General features: G+C 65.7%; 19 protein-coding genes. 1 reads left to right on the top strand and 18 read right to left on the bottom strand.

Annotation, left to right across the window (positions count from 1 at the left end):
- Window positions 1-133: 133 nt before the first annotated feature.
- From dprA to AAE021_RS03895, 6 genes are all read right to left on the bottom strand, one after another.
- A complete protein-coding gene (gene dprA / locus AAE021_RS03920) occupies window positions 134-1,342 on the bottom strand; it encodes a DNA-processing protein DprA (RefSeq protein ID WP_342024342.1) in 1,209 nt (402 codons plus the stop codon).
- Window positions 1,339-2,886, bottom strand: a complete 1,548-nt coding sequence (locus tag AAE021_RS03915; protein ID WP_342024341.1) for a YifB family Mg chelatase-like AAA ATPase — start codon at window positions 2,884-2,886, stop codon at window positions 1,339-1,341. Before AAE021_RS03915 ends, dprA begins: the two co-directional genes overlap by 4 nt.
- Entirely contained in the window at window positions 2,883-3,242 is a 360-nt protein-coding gene (locus AAE021_RS03910; protein ID WP_342024340.1) for a YraN family protein, read from the bottom strand. The genes AAE021_RS03915 and AAE021_RS03910 overlap by 4 nt, the downstream gene beginning before the upstream one ends.
- Window positions 3,243-3,533: 291 nt before the next feature.
- The gene (locus AAE021_RS03905) at window positions 3,534-4,121 is read right to left on the bottom strand and encodes a hypothetical protein (RefSeq protein WP_342024339.1); all 588 of its coding nucleotides are present in this window, start codon (window positions 4,119-4,121) and stop codon (window positions 3,534-3,536) included.
- Window positions 4,122-4,859: 738 nt separating this feature from the next.
- Entirely contained in the window at window positions 4,860-6,017 is a 1,158-nt protein-coding gene (locus AAE021_RS03900; RefSeq protein WP_342024338.1) for a hypothetical protein, read from the bottom strand.
- A 254-nt stretch (window positions 6,018-6,271) separates the two neighbouring features.
- Window positions 6,272-6,907 (bottom strand): hypothetical protein, encoded by a 636-nt coding sequence (locus AAE021_RS03895; protein ID WP_342024337.1) that lies wholly within the window; start codon window positions 6,905-6,907, stop codon window positions 6,272-6,274.
- 56 nt (window positions 6,908-6,963) lie between these two features.
- On the opposite strand from AAE021_RS03895, the gene AAE021_RS03890 reads away from it, so the two are divergent.
- Window positions 6,964-7,572: a GNAT family N-acetyltransferase gene (locus AAE021_RS03890; RefSeq protein WP_342024336.1), complete on the top strand. Its 609-nt coding sequence runs from the start codon at window positions 6,964-6,966 to the stop codon at window positions 7,570-7,572.
- Here the strand turns inward: AAE021_RS03890 and AAE021_RS03885 are convergent.
- The 12 genes from AAE021_RS03885 to AAE021_RS03830 form a co-directional block, all read right to left on the bottom strand.
- Window positions 7,544-7,867 (bottom strand): DUF2469 domain-containing protein, encoded by a 324-nt coding sequence (locus AAE021_RS03885; RefSeq protein WP_104053848.1) that lies wholly within the window; start codon window positions 7,865-7,867, stop codon window positions 7,544-7,546. The genes AAE021_RS03890 and AAE021_RS03885 overlap by 29 nt on opposite strands.
- A 7-nt stretch (window positions 7,868-7,874) precedes the next feature.
- Window positions 7,875-8,630 (bottom strand): ribonuclease HII, encoded by a 756-nt coding sequence (locus AAE021_RS03880; RefSeq protein ID WP_342024335.1) that lies wholly within the window; start codon window positions 8,628-8,630, stop codon window positions 7,875-7,877.
- Window positions 8,627-9,469 (bottom strand): signal peptidase I, encoded by an 843-nt coding sequence (gene lepB, locus AAE021_RS03875; protein ID WP_342024334.1) that lies wholly within the window; start codon window positions 9,467-9,469, stop codon window positions 8,627-8,629. Before lepB (AAE021_RS03875) ends, AAE021_RS03880 begins: the two co-directional genes overlap by 4 nt.
- An 11-nt stretch (window positions 9,470-9,480) precedes the next feature.
- The gene (lepB, locus tag AAE021_RS03870) at window positions 9,481-10,203 is read right to left on the bottom strand and encodes a signal peptidase I (RefSeq protein WP_342024333.1); all 723 of its coding nucleotides are present in this window, start codon (window positions 10,201-10,203) and stop codon (window positions 9,481-9,483) included.
- A 5-nt stretch (window positions 10,204-10,208) separates the two neighbouring features.
- Window positions 10,209-10,568 (bottom strand): 50S ribosomal protein L19, encoded by a 360-nt coding sequence (gene rplS / locus AAE021_RS03865; protein WP_342024332.1) that lies wholly within the window; start codon window positions 10,566-10,568, stop codon window positions 10,209-10,211.
- Window positions 10,569-10,785: 217 nt separating this feature from the next.
- Window positions 10,786-11,568: a tRNA (guanosine(37)-N1)-methyltransferase TrmD gene (trmD, locus tag AAE021_RS03860; RefSeq protein ID WP_342024331.1), complete on the bottom strand. Its 783-nt coding sequence runs from the start codon at window positions 11,566-11,568 to the stop codon at window positions 10,786-10,788.
- 1 nt (window position 11,569) lies between these two features.
- Window positions 11,570-12,178, bottom strand: coding sequence for a ribosome maturation factor RimM (gene rimM, locus AAE021_RS03855; protein ID WP_342024330.1), 609 nt, complete (start codon window positions 12,176-12,178; stop codon window positions 11,570-11,572).
- A 245-nt stretch (window positions 12,179-12,423) separates the two neighbouring features.
- Entirely contained in the window at window positions 12,424-12,666 is a 243-nt protein-coding gene (locus AAE021_RS03850; RefSeq protein WP_342024329.1) for an RNA-binding protein, read from the bottom strand.
- A gap of 1 nt (window position 12,667) precedes the next feature.
- Window positions 12,668-13,075: a 30S ribosomal protein S16 gene (rpsP, locus tag AAE021_RS03845; RefSeq protein WP_152217816.1), complete on the bottom strand. Its 408-nt coding sequence runs from the start codon at window positions 13,073-13,075 to the stop codon at window positions 12,668-12,670.
- Between the two features lie 246 nt (window positions 13,076-13,321).
- A complete protein-coding gene (locus tag AAE021_RS03840) occupies window positions 13,322-14,209 on the bottom strand; it encodes a VOC family protein (protein ID WP_342024328.1) in 888 nt (295 codons plus the stop codon).
- Between the two features lie 533 nt (window positions 14,210-14,742).
- Window positions 14,743-15,390 carry a GNAT family N-acetyltransferase gene (locus AAE021_RS03835; RefSeq protein WP_342024327.1) on the bottom strand — a complete coding sequence of 216 codons (648 nt, stop codon included), beginning with the start codon at window positions 15,388-15,390 and terminating at the stop codon, window positions 14,743-14,745.
- Window positions 15,390-16,244, bottom strand: coding sequence for an alpha/beta hydrolase (locus tag AAE021_RS03830; protein WP_342024326.1), 855 nt, complete (start codon window positions 16,242-16,244; stop codon window positions 15,390-15,392). Before AAE021_RS03830 ends, AAE021_RS03835 begins: the two co-directional genes overlap by 1 nt.
- Window positions 16,245-16,250 lie beyond the last annotated feature (6 nt).

The raw sequence follows: 16,250 nt of genomic DNA, 5'->3' as shown, positions 1-16,250 counted from the left end.
AAGGGTAAGGACTCCCAATGGTGTAACGACACTCTTATGGATGCGCATGGTTTGATCCCTTCGGTAAATGGAGCTGGTGAATAGTGGTTTGTTGAGTCGTGATGTTCCGGGGGCCGGCATTTTCGGTCCTTGTTCACCGGCGGCTCCTTTTCCACAGTTGCGGGCCGTCCCGGACGGCGAGGTCTTCCAGTTCCAGCCTGGCCAACCCGGCCCGGACCGCCGGCACTGACAGCCCGGCCACCGTGGCCAGCTTCTCCACCGGTGAACCCCGCCGTAGCGGCAGGGCATCGAGCAGGAGAAGATCTTCGACTGTGAGCCCGTCGTGAGCTGCTGCGGGTTGCTCGTGTGCAGTCCCGACGGAGTCTGCAGCAGCACCGATGGGGCCTCCCAGTTCGATGACCTCTGCGGCATCGGTCACACATACAGCGCTGCCGTCCCGCAGCAGCCGGTGACAGCCGGCCGAGTTGGCTGAATAGACCGACCCCGGCACCGCGCCGACCTCACGTCCCAGCGCTGCGGCATGGTGGGCCGTATTAAGTGCACCTGAGCGCCAGCGGGCTTCGACCACCACCGTGACGGCGCTGAGAGCCGCGATGATCCTGTTCCGCTGCAGAAATCTCCAGCGCGTGGGAGAGGATCCCGGCGGTACTTCCGACAGCAGGACCCCGCGCCGGACCACCTCACGCAGGAGATCCTCATTGCCCGAGGGGTAATAGCGGTCCGCGCCGCATGCCATCACGGCAATGGTGGGCGTTTCACCGGTGCCGCCGATCGCCAACGCCGCACGGTGTGCCTGGGCATCGATGCCGTAGGCTCCTCCGGAAACAACGGTCCATCCCCGCGTTACCAGTCCTGCGGCCAGATCACCGGCCACTGATACCCCGTACCCCGTGCTGTCCCGGGACCCCACTACCGCTGCTGTTCTGGACAGCGGGGGCAGCCCCCGGCCGACGTCGCCGCGTGCCCACAGGCACAGCGGCATCCCCAACCCCAGATCCCGCAGGGCTTCGGGCCAGCGCGGGTCCTCCGGGATGAGCAGCTCGCCCCCTGAACGGCCGATCGTCGCCAGGTCACGGTCAGGAGCCAGATCAGGAACCCTTGGCGCCCACCGGGTCAAAGCTTCGGTGAGGGTGCTCCCATGCCCGGAGATCCCCGCGGCCACCAGCTCCTCCATAATTTCACCGGCCAGCGCTGTCCCTGCCCGCAGCGTCCCCGTGGCCACCCGTGCCGCGTCCACCGGTCCGGCCGCGGCCACAAGAGCCAGCCCCACGTTGTCGGACGGTTCAAACAATCGGGAAAGAGCGGCCCGGCTTCTCAACAGGTCCAGCTGCGCGCCGCTCATGCTGCAGCCGCCTGCTGCCGGAACCCCAGTGCCTGGCCGACGTCGTCGGCGTCGGGCGACGGGTGTCCCGCCAGATCTGCCACGCTCCAGGCGACCCGCAGAACCCTGTCATATCCTCGTGCCGTGAGAGTCTGCCGGTCCATGGCCCGATCGAGTGCTGATGTGGCGCTGGGCGCCGGCCTCAGGGCGCCGCGCAGCACATTCCCGGCCACCTCTGCGTTGGTTTCATACCCCCAGCCCTTCAGCCGCTCGTGCTGCACCTTCCGCGCGGCAGCAACCCTGGCCGCTATTGCCGCACTCACCTCTGCCCCGCCATCACCTGACAGCTCCCGCAGCGAAACCCTCTGAACCGTGAGCTGCAGATCCACGCGGTCCAGGAGCGGTCCTGAGAGCCTGCTGAAGTACCGCCGGCGCTGCTGCGGCGTGCAGGTGCAGTCCAACCCTTTTCCGGAAGCCAACCCGCAGGGGCAGGGGTTGGCGGCGAGCACAAGCTGGAACCGCGCCGGGTAGCTGGCGGTGCCGGCAGCGCGGTGCAGCTCCAGTTTGCCGCTCTCCAGCGGCTGCCGCAGTGCGTCCAGCACACGCCGGTCATACTCCGGTGCTTCGTCCAGGAAGAGGACACCACGATGTGCTCTGGACGCGGCCCCCGGACGGGCGATGCCGGAGCCCCCACCGATGATGGCTGCCGAGGAAGCTGTGTGATGCGGGCTCTCAAAAGGTGGACGGCGGAGCAGCTGGGAGCAGGGTCGGCCGCCCCAGACCAGTGAGTGGATGGCCGTCACTTCCATGGCGTGGGCGTCCGGAAGATCCGGCAGCAGGCTGGGAAGCCGTTCAGCCAGCATGGTTTTGCCGGCACCCGGCGGTCCGGTCATCAGGAGGTGGTGGGCCCCGGCTGCGGCTACCTCCACCGCAAACCTGGCCTCAGACTGACCGGCGATGTCCGACATGTCGCGAAGCGGCGCGGAACCGTCTGACCCGCCGTCGTCCACGTCGCGTGGTTCCTCCGCAACCCGCGGCGGGAAGGACAGTCGGCCGGGGTCAGCACCGAGGAAGGCTGCCACTTCCGCCAGGGACTCGAACCCCGAAACATCTGCTCCGGGCACAAGGGCAGCTTCGGCGGCATTGGCAGCCGCCACTGTGATTTCCGGATAGCCGGCTTCAACCGCGGCCATGACCGCGGGCAGGATACCCCGCACCGGCCGCAGCCGTCCGTCCAGACCGAGCTCCGCAATGAACACCCGGCGGCCGCTGCCGTGGATGTCCCCTGCCGCAGCCAGGGCGGCCATGACGATGGCGAGGTCAAATCCAGAGCCCCGTTTGTGGACGTCCGCCGGCATAAGGTTGACGGTGATCCGCCGTCGGCTAAGCGGCAGCCCGGCGTTTTTCGCTGCCGATCTGACCCGATCCTTAGCCTCATTCAGGGATGCGTCCGGAAGCCCCAGCAGAACGAACGATGGAAGTGTTTGGCCGATGTCAGCTTCCACCTCCACCATCCGCCCGTCCAGCCCCACGAGGCCCACGCCGTAGGTTCTTCCCAGAGTCATGGCGTCACCTCCCGCAGATGTTCGATGACCGGGGTGCCCACGCCGTCGTCGACCACTGACACCGCGTCTACCCGGAACGCGGTGAACCGCCGGTCCTGGGCCTTTTTCCATCTGCTGGCCAGGAGGTAGAGCCGGGCAAGCTTGGCCGGGGTGATGGCTTCCAGCGGGTGGCCGTAATCCAGTGAAGAGCGGGTTTTGACCTCCACAATGACGAGGGTCCCGTCCTCAAACCCCACCAGGTCAATCTCCCCGTCGGGGCAGCGCCAGTTGCGGTCAATGACTTCGATGCCGGCTGCAGCAAGGTAGCCTGCCGCGAGATCCTCTCCACGGCGTCCCAAAGTGTCTTTAGCTCTCATGCCTGAAGCCTGCCGCCCTGACAGCGGTCAACACAGTGTCACGGTTCCGGTTGTGTACGGCGCCGCACCTTTGGGCAACGGGAGTCATCTGTGGAGGCGCAAACCCCCGCTCCTCACGAAGCGAGACGTCAGTGCGCTACTGGCTGCGGATTTGGGGACACATGAAAGTGCGCTGTGACAGGCGACCGCAGCCCCGTCAGTCCGGAGTTACCGCCGCGCTCGGGCGATCAGCGCGGACAGGTAATACTCTTCTATTTCCCGGACCACGCTCCGGGCGCTGCCTCTGAATAATTAGGGCGAAAAGGGCAGGTCCCAGCCACCCGACACGGCACGGCTCCATTCCGACATGCCGGAGATGTCCCGCTGCGGGAGGCCGGCAAGTGACTGCAGCCCACCGTTGCTCCGTCTGAGCGCAGCACCGGGAGCCGATCGGCGCAGCACTGAGCCGGTGAACTTTCCCGCCACCGCAGTCGCCCGGACCAGCCGGATCTGTTCAGGCGTGAGGGATGCGAGGTACCCCGCATAGAATTTCAGGCGGATTCCGATCACTTTTGTTCCCCCGCGTGCGCCTTCAATCCGGCCAAGGCCGGCGGCCTCGAAATCCTCCCAGGGTATGAAGCCCCCGGACTGAGGTTTATTGCCGTCCACGGACAACTCGAGGACGGTGGCGTTCCGCAGTTTCTTCACCACCAGGGCGCCATAACCGCCACCGAAGAAGACCACGCACACGAGCGCGATAATCTTTGGCCCCCACTCGGGGCTGGCAATGAGGATGATCACTCCGAGGGCGGCGAAAAGTGCGGCCAGCAGTCCCATCGCGAGCAGGCGGACCCACGATACCCGGAAGGCCAGCGGCGCCAGCGGCTGCAGTCCAGGCACGTGATGCCGTGCAGCCCCCCGCAATAACAGTCTGCTCGGTCTGAGGCGGCGGCCCCGCGGGTTCACGGCTGCCGGCAGCCGTCCTCGATGGATAGGTGGATCGGTTGATATATCCTCCGCCATTGCTTTCACGCATCCAGTCCCGCAACCAATACCCCGATTTTTCTTGTTCGATGTGCCGACATAGCGCTTGCCACCTACCGGAGCACATATGACGCAGATCATATCTTGCCGCGATCTTGCCGCAGTCTTGCGTTCGACCTGAGGATCCTCCGACAGGATGGGTCGGCCCCCCACATGACGAATTCGACCCAAACCGCGCACCGAAGGAATTATGAAGAACGTCATGAAAGCAACTGCGACTGCTGCCATAGCAGCCCTGACGCTAGGCGGCTTTTCATTAGCTGTCATCCAGCCAGCCATAGCCACCGGCAGCACCGCACCCGAAACTTCCCCAACCGTCCGCCAGGACGTTGGTGCTTATCTCTACAAGAAAAAAGACGAGTCCAAGCCTGCCGCTTGGGGAAACTCAGAAACCCAGGACTTGCTGCGAGTTAACGAGAACACGACAAAGTGGTTCGAATCCGCTGACATTATGAGTCTGTTGCCTGCGGATATTTGCGGCCCCGGATGGGCCATTCAGCAGGACAAACTGGATATCGACACCAGCATCGGCTTCACCTGGCCCAAAACTATTGAGTACCCCGACAGCTTCGGCGTCGGCGCCACACTGACGGATCACAGGCACGACGACCTCGAGACGTACGGACCGGTACCCGACTGTGACCCGAAACCCAGCCCGAGCCCGACACCAGACCCCAAGCCGACACCTGTGCCTAGCCCGAGCCCCACACCGGACCCCACACCGGACCCCAAGCCGAGCCCGACACCGGAGCCTGAGCCCAGCCCCAGCCCCACACCGGACCCCGTGCCCAGCCCGACACCGGACCCCGAGCCGAGCCCGACGCCTGAGCCCAGTCCCAGCCCGACACCGGACCCCGAGCCGAGCCCCACGCCTGAGCCCAGCCCCAGCCCGACACCGGAACCGGAGCCCAGCCCCAGCCCCACACCGGACCCCGTGCCCAGCCCGACACCGGACCCCGAGCCGAGCCCGACGCCTGAGCCCAGTCCCAGCCCGATACCGGACCCCGAGCCGAGCCCCACGCCTGAGCCCAGCCCCAGCCCGACACCGGAACCGGAGCCCAGCCCCAGCCCCACACCGGACCCCGTGCCCAGCCCGACACCGGACCCCGAGCCGAGCCCGACGCCTGAGCCCAGTCCCAGCCCGACACCGGACCCCGAGCCGAGCCCCACGCCTGAGCCCAGCCCCAGCCCGACACCGGAACCGGAGCCCAGCCCCAGCCCGACACCGGAACCGGAGCCCAGCCCGAGCCCGAGCCCGACACCGGATCCGAAGCCGAGCCCCACGCCTGAGCCCAGCCCCAGCCCGACACCGGAACCGGAGCCCAGCCCCAGCCCCACACCGGACCCCGTGCCCAGCCCGACACCGGACCCCGAGCCGAGCCCGACGCCTGAGCCCAGTCCCAGCCCGACACCGGACCCCGAGCCGAGCCCCACGCCTGAGCCCAGCCCCAGCCCGACACCGGAACCGGAGCCCAGCCCCAGCCCGACACCGGAACCGGAGCCCAGCCCGAGCCCGAGCCCGACACCGGATCCGAAGCCGAGCCCGACGCCTGAGCCCAGTCCCAGCCCGACACCGGACTCCGAGCCGAGCCCCACGCCTGAGCCCAGCCCCAGCCCGACACCGGAACCGGAGCCCAGCCCGAGCCCGACACCGGATCCGAAGCCGAGTCCCAAGCCGACGCCGGATTCCAGCCCCAGCCCAACGCCGCCTGCCGTAGTTGTCCCGAAGCCGGCACCATCTGCTCCGGCCACCCCCGGGCAACTGCCGGACACCGGAGCTAATCCGGGATTGGCTGCCCTGGCCGGAGCCGGGCTCCTGGCCGCAGGCCTGGGCACCGTGGCTCTGGTGCGCAACCGCCGCCGAAGTGATGCCTCCGATGCCTGACAGGCAACAAGGCTAGTTCCGCACCGGTTAGCGGGTTAGGAACCGGACATGCAGAACGGCCCCTTGGACTCCACACACGTGGAATCCAAGGGGCCGTCCGTTTGTCCGCCGGACAAAGTTCCTAGTACACCACCGGCATGGACTCGAGCCGCACGCCCGGAGCATGGAAGGCCCCGGAACCGCGGGACGGAGGCGGCAAAGTCCCTTCAAAACCGCGGCTCAGGGTGATGTGCGGACGGAGCCGGGAAGCAAACATGAAGTTCGGATCGGCAGCGGTGAAGGCGTCCACCTCCGCGATCCCGCAGCCGCGCAGAAACTTCTCCAGAGCGGCAACGGCCGCGGCGTGCGACTGCATCAGGACGGCGGAAGGAAAATACTCCAGCACCAGGGTTCTTCCGTGCCGGCCGAAGCGGGACAGGACCGCAGGCTCAAGGACCACGGGCTGGCGCGGCATTGCAGCCTCGGTTTCCGCAACATATCCGGCCAGCAGCTCTTCGTAGTCCTCCCAAGTGATCCCGGTGGCCACTGACACCAGCGCATAAACATCCCGGACCTTGCCGAAATGGATCAGGGTGAGGTGCATCCCCCGCTCGGAAACCCAGCGCGGCCTGCCGCCGTCATTAATCTCGGACAGTGCAGCTAATTCCTGCTGGAGGTCCCTCAGGCGCATCAGCGATCCATCATCGGGCCGAAGCTGCGCGTAGAGGCGCCGGTTCCCGGCCAGATACCCGGCCAGCGGAGAATCAGGGAGTCCCATGGGAGCAGTCTAAAAGATGGACACCGGACCGGCACCCCTGCGGCTAGGGTGGATCCATGTCTTTCCCCATCCCGCTTTTGACCGACGGCACACTGACGCTGCGCGCGCACCGCGCTTCCGACGTCGGACCTGTGTATTCGCGTTCCACTGATCCCTTGACCCGGCAGTGGACCACCATTCCGCTGGAGTACACCGAGCCAATGGCAGCTGAGTACGTGGCCACCATCTCCAAGGAGCAGGAGGACGCCGTTTCATGGGCGCTGGAGGCCGACGGCGCCTATGCGGGCACACTGGATCTGCGCTTCCAGGGGGCTAACTCCGCAAACCTGGGCTTCGTGACTGCTCCGGAGCACCGGGGCCGGGGTCTAATGTCCCGCGCCGTTGCCCTGGCGGTTGCCCATGCCTTTGATGACCTCGGCTGGGACGTTCTCACATGGACTGCAAACGCGGGAAACACCGGAAGCTACAAAACGGTTTGGCGCAACGGTTTTCCGCCGCCGATCGCCGTTCCCCATTTCCTGGCCCACCGGGGAAAGATGGTGGAGGGATGGATTTCCAGCCTGACTCCGAAGGATCCGCGGACACCTACGGGGGCGTGGGCCCGGTGGGACGACGTCGCGGCCCGGCTCCCCGGCGTCAGCCCAGTTCGTCTGCCTTTGGAATAGTGAGGTCGTCGTTGCGGGTGAGTTCCTCCACGTTGACGTCCTTGAAGGTGATCACGCGGACACTCTTGACGAAGCGGGCGGATCTGTACACGTCCCACACCCAGGCATCCTGGAGAGTGAGGTCAAAGTAGATCTCGCCGTCGGCCGAGCGTGCCTGCAGATCCACATGGTTGGCCAGGTAGAACCTGCGCTCCGTTTCGACTACGTAACTGAAGAGCCCCACCACGTCGCGGTACTCACGGTAGAGCTGAAGCTCCATGTCCGTTTCATAGTTCTCAAGGTCTTCGGCACTCATGATTCCATCATCCCCCAACGACGCTCTCTTGGTCCCCGGCATACGGTTCCTGACGCGTTCCCAACTGCCAGGACATCCGGTGCAGGGGCGTGGGCCCGTGCTCGTCAATCGCCAACCGATGGGACGCCGTAGCGTATCCCTTGTTCACTTCCCAGCCGTACTGAGGATGTGTCACAGCGTAGTCCACCATCAGGGCATCACGCTCCACTTTTGCAAGGACGCTGGCCGCAGCCACGCTCAGGCACTGCATGTCGGCCTTGATCTTGGTGTGGACGGGAGCGCGGCAGCCGCCGCCGTCGTCGTTCGGGATGTCGAAAAGACTGGCCTGCGACGCCGGGGAGAGCCAGTTGTAATTGCCGTCCAGGAGCACGACGTCGGGGGTCAGGTCAGCGCAAACCTGCTCCCAGGCGCGGGTCCCGGCCAGCCGCAGCGCGGCCATGATGCCGTGAAGGTCTATTTCCGCCGCGCTGGCATGGCCAACGCCCCATCCGAGTGCCCACTTCTTGATCAGCGGGACCAGGGTTTCCCGGTCGCTAACGGAAAGCAGTTTGCTGTCCCGCACACCCTTGAGGGAACGGACCGTCGCCAGGTCCACGGCCACCAGGCCCACGCTGACCGGACCGGCGAGGGCGCCGCGGCCCACTTCGTCACAGCCGGCCAGGACCTTGTGTCCGGCTGCGGCGAAGGACCGCTCAAACCGCAGTGTCGGGGCTTTGCTGCCGGTTCCGGTCTTGGGACGCGGGCGGGCCGGGGCTGCCGTCATTTCGATTCAGCCGGAAGGGAGGTGGAGGGTTCGGGCACGTTTTCGAAGACTTCCGGGTAGCTTCCCACGAAGCCCGCGCGGTTCAGCGGCCATGCGGTCACTGCCGCCTTGCCCTCGATGTCCTCCACGTCAATAAAGCCGCCGCTGGGATCCTGCAGGTGTTCGCGGGAGTCCGCTGAGGCATTGCGGTGATCACCCATGACCCAGACCTTGCCCTCGGGCACGACGACGTCGAAAGCTACGTCCGACGGCGATGCGCCGGGATAGATGTAGGGCTCGTTCAGGGGCTCGCCGTTGACGGTAATCTTCCCGTCGGCGTCGCAGCAGACCACCCGGTCGCCCTCGGTGCCGATGACACGCTTGACGAGGTGCTGCTCCGAGGTGTCCGGCACCAGGCCCACAAAGGTGAGCGCATCCCGGATCCAGGTGCCCGGTCCCTCAGAGGCCGGCGGGAGTTCGGGGAGCCAGCCCTTGGTGTCCTTGAACACCACCACGTCGCCGCGGTTCAAGTCGAAAGGTTCCGGGACCAGGAGGTTCACGAAGATGCGGTCGTTGATCTCCAGCGTTTCCTCCATGGAACCCGAGGGGATGTAAAACGCCCGGAACAGGAAGGTTTTGATGAGGAAGGAAAGCAGCAGCGCGATCACGATGATGGTGGCCACTTCGCGCAGCCAGCCGCCAAATCCGCGGGGCTTCTCACTGTGCTTCTTGTCGGCTCTGTGCCTCAGGCTGAACCTGTTCCCCTTGCCGGGGGCCGCTGCACGCGGCTTTGCTGAATGGGCGCCGTGGATACCGGTTCCGGCGCTCTGGATGGGCTCGTCCGGGACATTCTGAGCCATGTGCTTTCCTCTTACTTCGCCGTGTTCCACTCGGCTCCTAACTCTAGCCGCTCAATATCCGAACTACGCTCCAGCGGCCACAGGATGGACGTGGCCCTGCCAATAACGCGTGCCTCCGATACGAGGCCGCCGCCGGGAGCTCCCAGCAGGGAGCGCGAATCGGCGGACTCGGACCGGTGGTCCCCCATGAGCCACAACCGGCCCTCGGGGACGATGACGTCGAAGGACTGCTCGCTCGGAGCGTCTCCCGGATAAACGTATGACTCGTCCACCGGAGTTCCATTGACCGTTACCCGCGGTTCCTCAGCGGTGCAGCAGCTGACGCGGTCCCCCGGAATTCCGATGACGCGTTTCACATACACGGTGTCACTTCCGGCCAGGCCAACCCAGCGGGCCACGGACTTCAGCGCGGTCACGGGTGCGGGATCGCCGTTGTGCAGCGGTGCCAGGGACCCGCGTCCGTCAAAGACGATGACGTCGCCCCGCTGGATGTCCCCGGACCGGTAGTCGGTGCGCGAGACGACCACCCGGTCACCCGGTTCCAGCAACGGCTCCATTGACGCGGATGGAATGTAGTAAATGTCGACGACGAACGCACGGACAAGTGCCGCCAGAACGACGGCGGCGGCGAGGGCGCATAACACGAAACGCCAGCCCACAAACCTGGACCGGCGTTTCGTGTGCTTCGGGGAAGAATCCGGAGAGTCGTCCGAAGCGGATGCTGCGTGGATCAAGAAATTTACTTGACGGGACGTGCGTCGCGCTTTTCCTTGATCTTGGCTGCCTTGCCGCGAAGATCGCGCATGTAGTACAGCTTGGCGCGGCGGACGTCACCCTTGGAGACAACCTCCAGCTTGTCGATGACCGGGGAGTGCACCGGGAAGGTACGCTCCACGCCAACGCCGAAGCTGATCTTGCGGACCGTGAAGGTCTCGCGCAGGCCATCGCCCTGGCGCTTCATGACGAAGCCCTGGAAGACCTGAACACGGGTGTTCTTGCCTTCGATGATGTTTACGTGGACCTTGACCGTGTCACCGGCGCGGAACTCGGGGATGTCTTTGCGCAGCGAGGCTGCGTCAACAGAATCTAGGATGTGCATTGTTTATCACTCCTGGTGGACGCCACAGGTCACCCACTTTGGTAACGGCAGGCAAGGATGCAGCGCTGACGCTGCACAGATGCTGCCGAAGCTAAAGACCGGCTGAGCCGAGGATTGGCTGCCGGCGTGCAGTCTGTTGGCCGCGCTCCCCCTGTGGCAGGTGCGGACCCAGATGACACAGTTATCTATTCTGCCATACCCGGACAAACGCCACCAATTATTGGCGCGGCAGGACCTTGTCCTTGGTCACTTCGTATCCCAGGGCTTCCAGCGTCGCCTTGTCGGCTTTGGTCAGCTGGGTGGGATCGAGCTTTTCCAGCAGGTCCGGACGGCGTGCCGCGGTGCGTTGCAGTTGCTGTCCGCGGCGCCACTGGGCAATCTTGCCGTGGTTGCCGCTGAGCAGGATGTCCGGAACGCCGCGGTCCCGCCAGGAGGAAGGCTTGGTGTACACCGGGTACTCGAGCAGACCGTCCGAGTGCGATTCCTCCACCAGCGATTCAGGATTGCCGACGACGCCGGGCACCAGGCGGCCAATGGCCTCGACCATCGCCAGAACGGCCACCTCTCCCCCGTTCAGGACATAGTCGCCCAGGCTGACCGGGCGGACGTCGAAACGTTCCCCGGCCCACTCGAGAACGCGTTCATCGATGCCCTCGTAGCGGCCGCAGGCAAACACCAGGTGCTTTTCCTCGGCCAGCTCATAGGCCATGGCCTGGGTGAACACCGCGCCGGCCGGAGACGGAACAATCAGCACGGGCCGGGCCGCTTCCTCCGCATCCGCGACTGACGTCAGCGCCTGCGCCCATGGCTCCGCCTTCATGACCATGCCGGCCCCGCCGCCGTAAGGGGTGTCGTCCACGGTGCGGTGCCGGTCGGTGGTGAAGTCACGGAGGTCGTGCACATTCAGGTCCAACAGGCCGTCCTGGCGCGCCTTGCCGATCAGCGACAGATCCAGCGCGGCCAGGTACTCCGGGAAAATGCTGACTACATCAATGCGCACGTTAGCTGCCGGCCCCGCCCCGGGCACTGTCGGTGTCCGCTGCGCTCTCCGGCGCATTCTGCTTGGCCGGCTTGTCCTGCTTGGCCGGCTTGTCCTCGGGCAGGTTCAGTTCAAACAGACCCGGCGGCGGTGTGATCAGGACGTAGCCGCCCTCGACGTTAACCTCGGGAACGATGGCCTCCACGAACGGAACCAGGACTTCGCGTCCCTGCGTGTCGTCCACGACGAGAAGGTCCTGCACGGTCAGGGTGCGCAGGCCGCTGACGGTGCCGACGACGTCGTTGCCCACCTTCGCCTGCAGGCCCACCAGTTCGTGCTCGTACCAGCCCTCGTCGTCGTCCTCGCCGTCGAGCTCTTCAGTGTCAACGGAGAGCATGGCGCCGCGCAGCTCCTCGGCACCGTTGCGGTCCACCACCTCTTCAAATCCCAGGAGCAGGATGTCCTTGTTCCACCGTGCGCTGATGACCGTGAGCGGACCCTTGGACGCGGGCTCGACGGTGAGCTCGGTTCCGGGCACAAAGCGGTCTTCGGGGGCGTCGGTCATGACCTGGACGGTCACTTCGCCGCGGATGCCGTGCGGCTTGCCGATACGTGCCACCTGTAACTGCATGGGGGATCTCCTTGTTGTGGTGCGGCATAAATGGTGCGACGGGTGCAGCGTCGCGACAGTGTGCGGCGCATGCGGGGTCTTGCCCGGAAAACACATCCGGCCCCTTCACCATTATCTGGTGCAGGGGCCGGATGCCGTGAACTGCGTTTAGCTCGTGCTGCTGTTCAACTGGTACTGCTGGGTCCAACTGGTACTGCTGGTAAGTGCTGAGAACTGCCGGTGCAGTCCGGCCGTGCCGCGGATAATCAGCGGCGGCGGTCGGTATCCACTACATCGACGCGAACCGGCTCACCGTTTGCCAGGGCTGCGATCACAGTGCGCAGTGCGCGTGCGGTCCGTCCCTGGCGTCCGATGACGCGGCCCAGATCATCCTGGTGAACGCGCACCTCGAGGGTTTCCCCGCGGCGGTTGTTCTTGGCGGAAACCTTGACGTCCTCAGGACTGTCAACGATTCCGCGGACGAGATGCTCCAGCGCTTCGGCCAGCAAGTTACTCAGCCTCAGCCTCTGCGGAAGCCTCGGGAGCCTCGTCCTTCTTGGCCTTCGGGGTGATGGCTTCGGGGACGATCACGGACTTCTTCTCGGGAGCCACGAAAGCTTCCTTCGGAGCCTTGACCTGGAGGGTGCCCTCCTGGCCTTCGATGTTCTTGAACTTCTGCCAGTCACCGGTGATCTTCAGCAGAACTGCGACCTGCTCGGTGGGCTGGGCGCCGACGCCGAGCCAGTACTGGGCACGGTCCGACTTGATGTCGATGTACGACGGGTTCTCGGTCGGACGGTACAGTCCGATTTCCTCGATGGCACGGCCATCGCGCTTGGCACGGGAATCCATGACAACAACGCGGTAGTGTGCTGAGAACTTCTTGCCGAGGCGCTTAAGGCGAATCTTTACGGCCACTTTTGTGGTCACTCCTGATCTGAAAAGGGGCGAACCCGTACTTCTGCTCCCGTGGGGCGGGCCATAACGTTGGGGTTCAAAAAGGACAAGATGCATGCGCGGAGAGAGGGTCCACGCAGATCGAGTACCTGACCATTGTGCCAGATGAGTCCATGTTTGGCGACTTCGGCCAGGCCGGGCGCGGCACGGGCCGCTGGGGACTGATCCTGCGGGCTTTGGCGGCACAAACGGTGGGCAGCTGCCCGCTTAGCCGACGGCGACGCGCAGCCGGTTCCGCCAGGGATCCTCGAACCGGAGTTCGGCACCGGTGTGGTGACTGGAAATTCCGGCGACCTTCAGCCGGTCAGCCAGCCCGGCGACGTCGTCGGCCGCTGGCACCGTGATCAGAACCTCCCCCAGGCCGAGGGTGTCCCGGCGGGGGCCGGCGCCGCGGCTGTTCCAGACATTCATGGCCATGTGGTGATGGTAGCCGCCGGCGGAAACGAACAGGGCCTGGCCGTGGAAACCTGCCGTGCGCTCGAAGCCGAGCGTGTCCACGTAGAAGGCAGCGGCGGTGTCCGTGTTGCCCACTTGCAGGTGGACGTGGCCGACGCCGGCCTGGGCGGAGCGCAGTCCGGTCAAAGCATCCTCGGTGAGGTGATTGCGGAAGTACTCCTGAGGGGACAGTGCCAGCGATGCCATCCGGACTTCCCGGCCCGTGCCCGTCTCATCCCAGTTCCAGACATCCCGGGGCTTGTCGTAGTACAGCTCAATGCCGTTGCCCTCGGGGTCGGTGAAGTAGAACGCCTCGCTGACCAGGTGGTCGGCCGAGCCAACGAAGGCCGAAGGGTCGTACTGTGCCGCCGATGCAACGGTGGCAGCCAGATCAGCCTGGGAGTCAAAAAGGATGGCCGTATGGAACAGGCCCGCTTCACCCCTTGAGGCCACCTGCAGTCCGGGCGCCGGGGCCAGGTGGACCAGGGGCACGGTTCTGCGGCCCAGGTACTGGCCGCCGTCGGCTTCGGCCACCACGTCCAGGCCGAGGGCTTCGCGGTAGTAGGCGGAAACACCCGCGAGGTCGCCGACCTTGAGCATCACCGTGCCCATGGCGAGCTGGGAGGGCAACAGATCGGAGGGGTTTACTTGAAGGTTCATGTAATTAGTTTAGTTGAAGCTTCACGTAAAACCAAGTGGCGGGGAGTTGGACCTATCTCTCGGGCAGATCAAGGGCTCACGGGCGTCCCCGCGCCGCGCCAGAGCATCTCTCGGGCAGATCCGGGGCTTTCCCGGAATCTCTCGTACAGATCAGGGGCTCACGGGCGTCCCCGCACCGCGCCGGAGCATCTCTCGGGCAGATCAAGGGCTTTCCCGGAATCTCTCGTACAGATCAGGGGCTCAAAACCTCGAAAAACGGCCTTTTGATCCCGTTATCTGCACGAGAGAACTTGGGATGGCCCGTTATCTGCACGAGAGATCAGCGAGATCGGCCTGGTATCCCGGGACGCCCCGCGACCTGCATTATGGGACCCGCCAGGCTAAGAAGACGGTGCCGCAGGCAGCAAATTCAGATGGATCTGCCCGCTCGGGCGCACTCTCAACACTCATCCCCGCGCAGTGGGGGTTTGAACGGCGGCCGGAGTCAGCCCCTCCACAACGCCTTCCCCACAACGACGACGTGCACTTCAAGCTCAGGACGACGGATCGAGATCGGCTCGCATGGCAACCCTCTCCCCCAGAGCATCCAGGCCAAGCTGCCTCTCGTGCTCGCGCAGCGCGGCCAGCTCACCGCCGGGATTGCGGACCTCAGCAAAACCGCAGCTGGCGTAGAAGGGTGCGTTGAACGGGACCCCGGCAAAGGTGCAGAGCGTCATCGAGGTGTATCCCCGTGTCCGCGCCCACGTCAGTGCTGCTTCCACCAAGGCCCGGCCAACTCCGGCACCGGCAGCGTCTGGATGCACCGATAGCTGCTCCAGATGAGCCTGGCCGTCCACTTCCTCAAGCCGGGCAAACCCCACCGGCGGGCGCCCCGCCACCAGAACGTGCAGGGCGGAGGCAAGCTCGGCCGCCGAAGCAGGAGGCGGCAGCGGCATCGGATCGGCTCCGGAATCCTGGCCCGCTCCAGTTCCGGCCTCGGCCCCCACTCCTGCCCCCGAAGTCGAACTCCAGACCCCGGGCGTCCCGGGCACTCTGGGCACCCCGGGCATCCCGGGCATCCCGGCCATCCCCCGCACCCCGGGCACCCCGGGCAATAGGGTGTCGGAGGCCGCCTCAAGCGCAGGCAACAGTGCCAGATCCTCCGCCCGGGCAACGTGGATGTCAGGCACTGCCCGTCGCATCAGCGACCTCCAGCTTCCTGACCGCCGCCGTTCGAGGAGCCGCCGGCCTGGCCGCCGCCGTTCGAGAAGCCGCCGGCGTCCCCACCTCCGTCCGAGGAGCCGCCGGTTGCCGAGCGGCCCGCTTCCGTCCGCCGGGCACGGGCCAGGAACTCCCGAATGGCTTTGCGCCCTGCCCCGGTATCCTGCGGACGATGGTTTCCTCCCACCTGCTGGTGCTCGGCGCCGGTGGACACCAGGAAATCGGCAACCTCTTCATACAGCGGCTCCCAGCCGCCGGTCAGAACCAGAGTGGGAACGCCCGGAACAATATCCAGCGGCGCTTCCCAGGGCGGGGCCTGAAGCCGCAGCCGGGCGGCCGAACGCCGGGCGGCTTCATCGGCCGGGGCGGTATGGCCCGGCCGGGCGGCACGGCCCGCGGCGGCGGCATCAACGGCAAAGACACGGCGGACAAACTCGCGCTCGAAGTCTTCGTCGCTCATGTCCGGTGCGGCGTCAAAGAGCGGCTGCAGCAGTTGCCGGTGGGCGGCGGTCGCCGGAAGATCATGCGTCAGCGAGAACACGGCCGGCTCGCACAGGATCAGCGAGTACACCCGGCTCGGATCCCGCAGTGCGGCCAACATGGCCGGAACAGCGCCCGCCGAGTGCGCAACCAGATGCCCGCCCTCACCCAGTGCTTCCCGGATGATGGCAATGTCTGCTTCCAGATCCGGTGCGGTTGGCTCCGCGACGGCGTCGAATCCGTGCCGCTTGATAAACAGGCAGTCGTAGTCCAGCGCCAATCCATGCTGCCGCGGCCAGGCCGCCGCGCCGAAGCTTCCGGCGCCGTGCACAAAGACCACTCGTTCAGAAGGCATGCGGGA

Origin of the sequence: Arthrobacter citreus, assembly GCF_038405225.1 — a bacterium.
Lineage (GTDB): Bacteria > Actinomycetota > Actinomycetes > Actinomycetales > Micrococcaceae > Arthrobacter_B > Arthrobacter_B citreus_A.
Note: the sequence above shows the minus strand (reverse complement) of the source record. Positions and strands in the feature narration are given on the sequence as shown.

Excerpts from the sequence above, each read along its gene's own strand:
- dprA (WP_342024342.1), bottom strand. The coding sequence starts at position 1,342 with ATGAGCGGCGCGCAGCTGGACCTGTTGAGAAGCCGGGCCGCTCTTTCC.
- AAE021_RS03915 (WP_342024341.1), bottom strand. The coding sequence starts at position 2,886 with ATGACTCTGGGAAGAACCTACGGCGTGGGCCTCGTGGGGCTGGACGGG.
- AAE021_RS03910 (WP_342024340.1), bottom strand. The coding sequence starts at position 3,242 with ATGAGAGCTAAAGACACTTTGGGACGCCGTGGAGAGGATCTCGCGGCA.
- AAE021_RS03895 (WP_342024337.1), bottom strand. The coding sequence starts at position 6,907 with ATGGGACTCCCTGATTCTCCGCTGGCCGGGTATCTGGCCGGGAACCGG.
- AAE021_RS03890 (WP_342024336.1), top strand. The coding sequence starts at position 6,964 with ATGTCTTTCCCCATCCCGCTTTTGACCGACGGCACACTGACGCTGCGC.
- AAE021_RS03885 (WP_104053848.1), bottom strand. The coding sequence starts at position 7,867 with ATGAGTGCCGAAGACCTTGAGAACTATGAAACGGACATGGAGCTTCAG.
- AAE021_RS03880 (WP_342024335.1), bottom strand. The coding sequence starts at position 8,630 with ATGACGGCAGCCCCGGCCCGCCCGCGTCCCAAGACCGGAACCGGCAGC.
- lepB (WP_342024334.1), bottom strand. The coding sequence starts at position 9,469 with ATGGCTCAGAATGTCCCGGACGAGCCCATCCAGAGCGCCGGAACCGGT.
- rplS (WP_342024332.1), bottom strand. The coding sequence starts at position 10,568 with ATGCACATCCTAGATTCTGTTGACGCAGCCTCGCTGCGCAAAGACATC.
- rimM (WP_342024330.1), bottom strand. The coding sequence starts at position 12,178 with ATGCAGTTACAGGTGGCACGTATCGGCAAGCCGCACGGCATCCGCGGC.
- AAE021_RS03840 (WP_342024328.1), bottom strand. The coding sequence starts at position 14,209 with ATGAACCTTCAAGTAAACCCCTCCGATCTGTTGCCCTCCCAGCTCGCC.
- AAE021_RS03835 (WP_342024327.1), bottom strand. The coding sequence starts at position 15,390 with ATGCGACGGGCAGTGCCTGACATCCACGTTGCCCGGGCGGAGGATCTG.
- AAE021_RS03830 (WP_342024326.1), bottom strand. The coding sequence starts at position 16,244 with ATGCCTTCTGAACGAGTGGTCTTTGTGCACGGCGCCGGAAGCTTCGGC.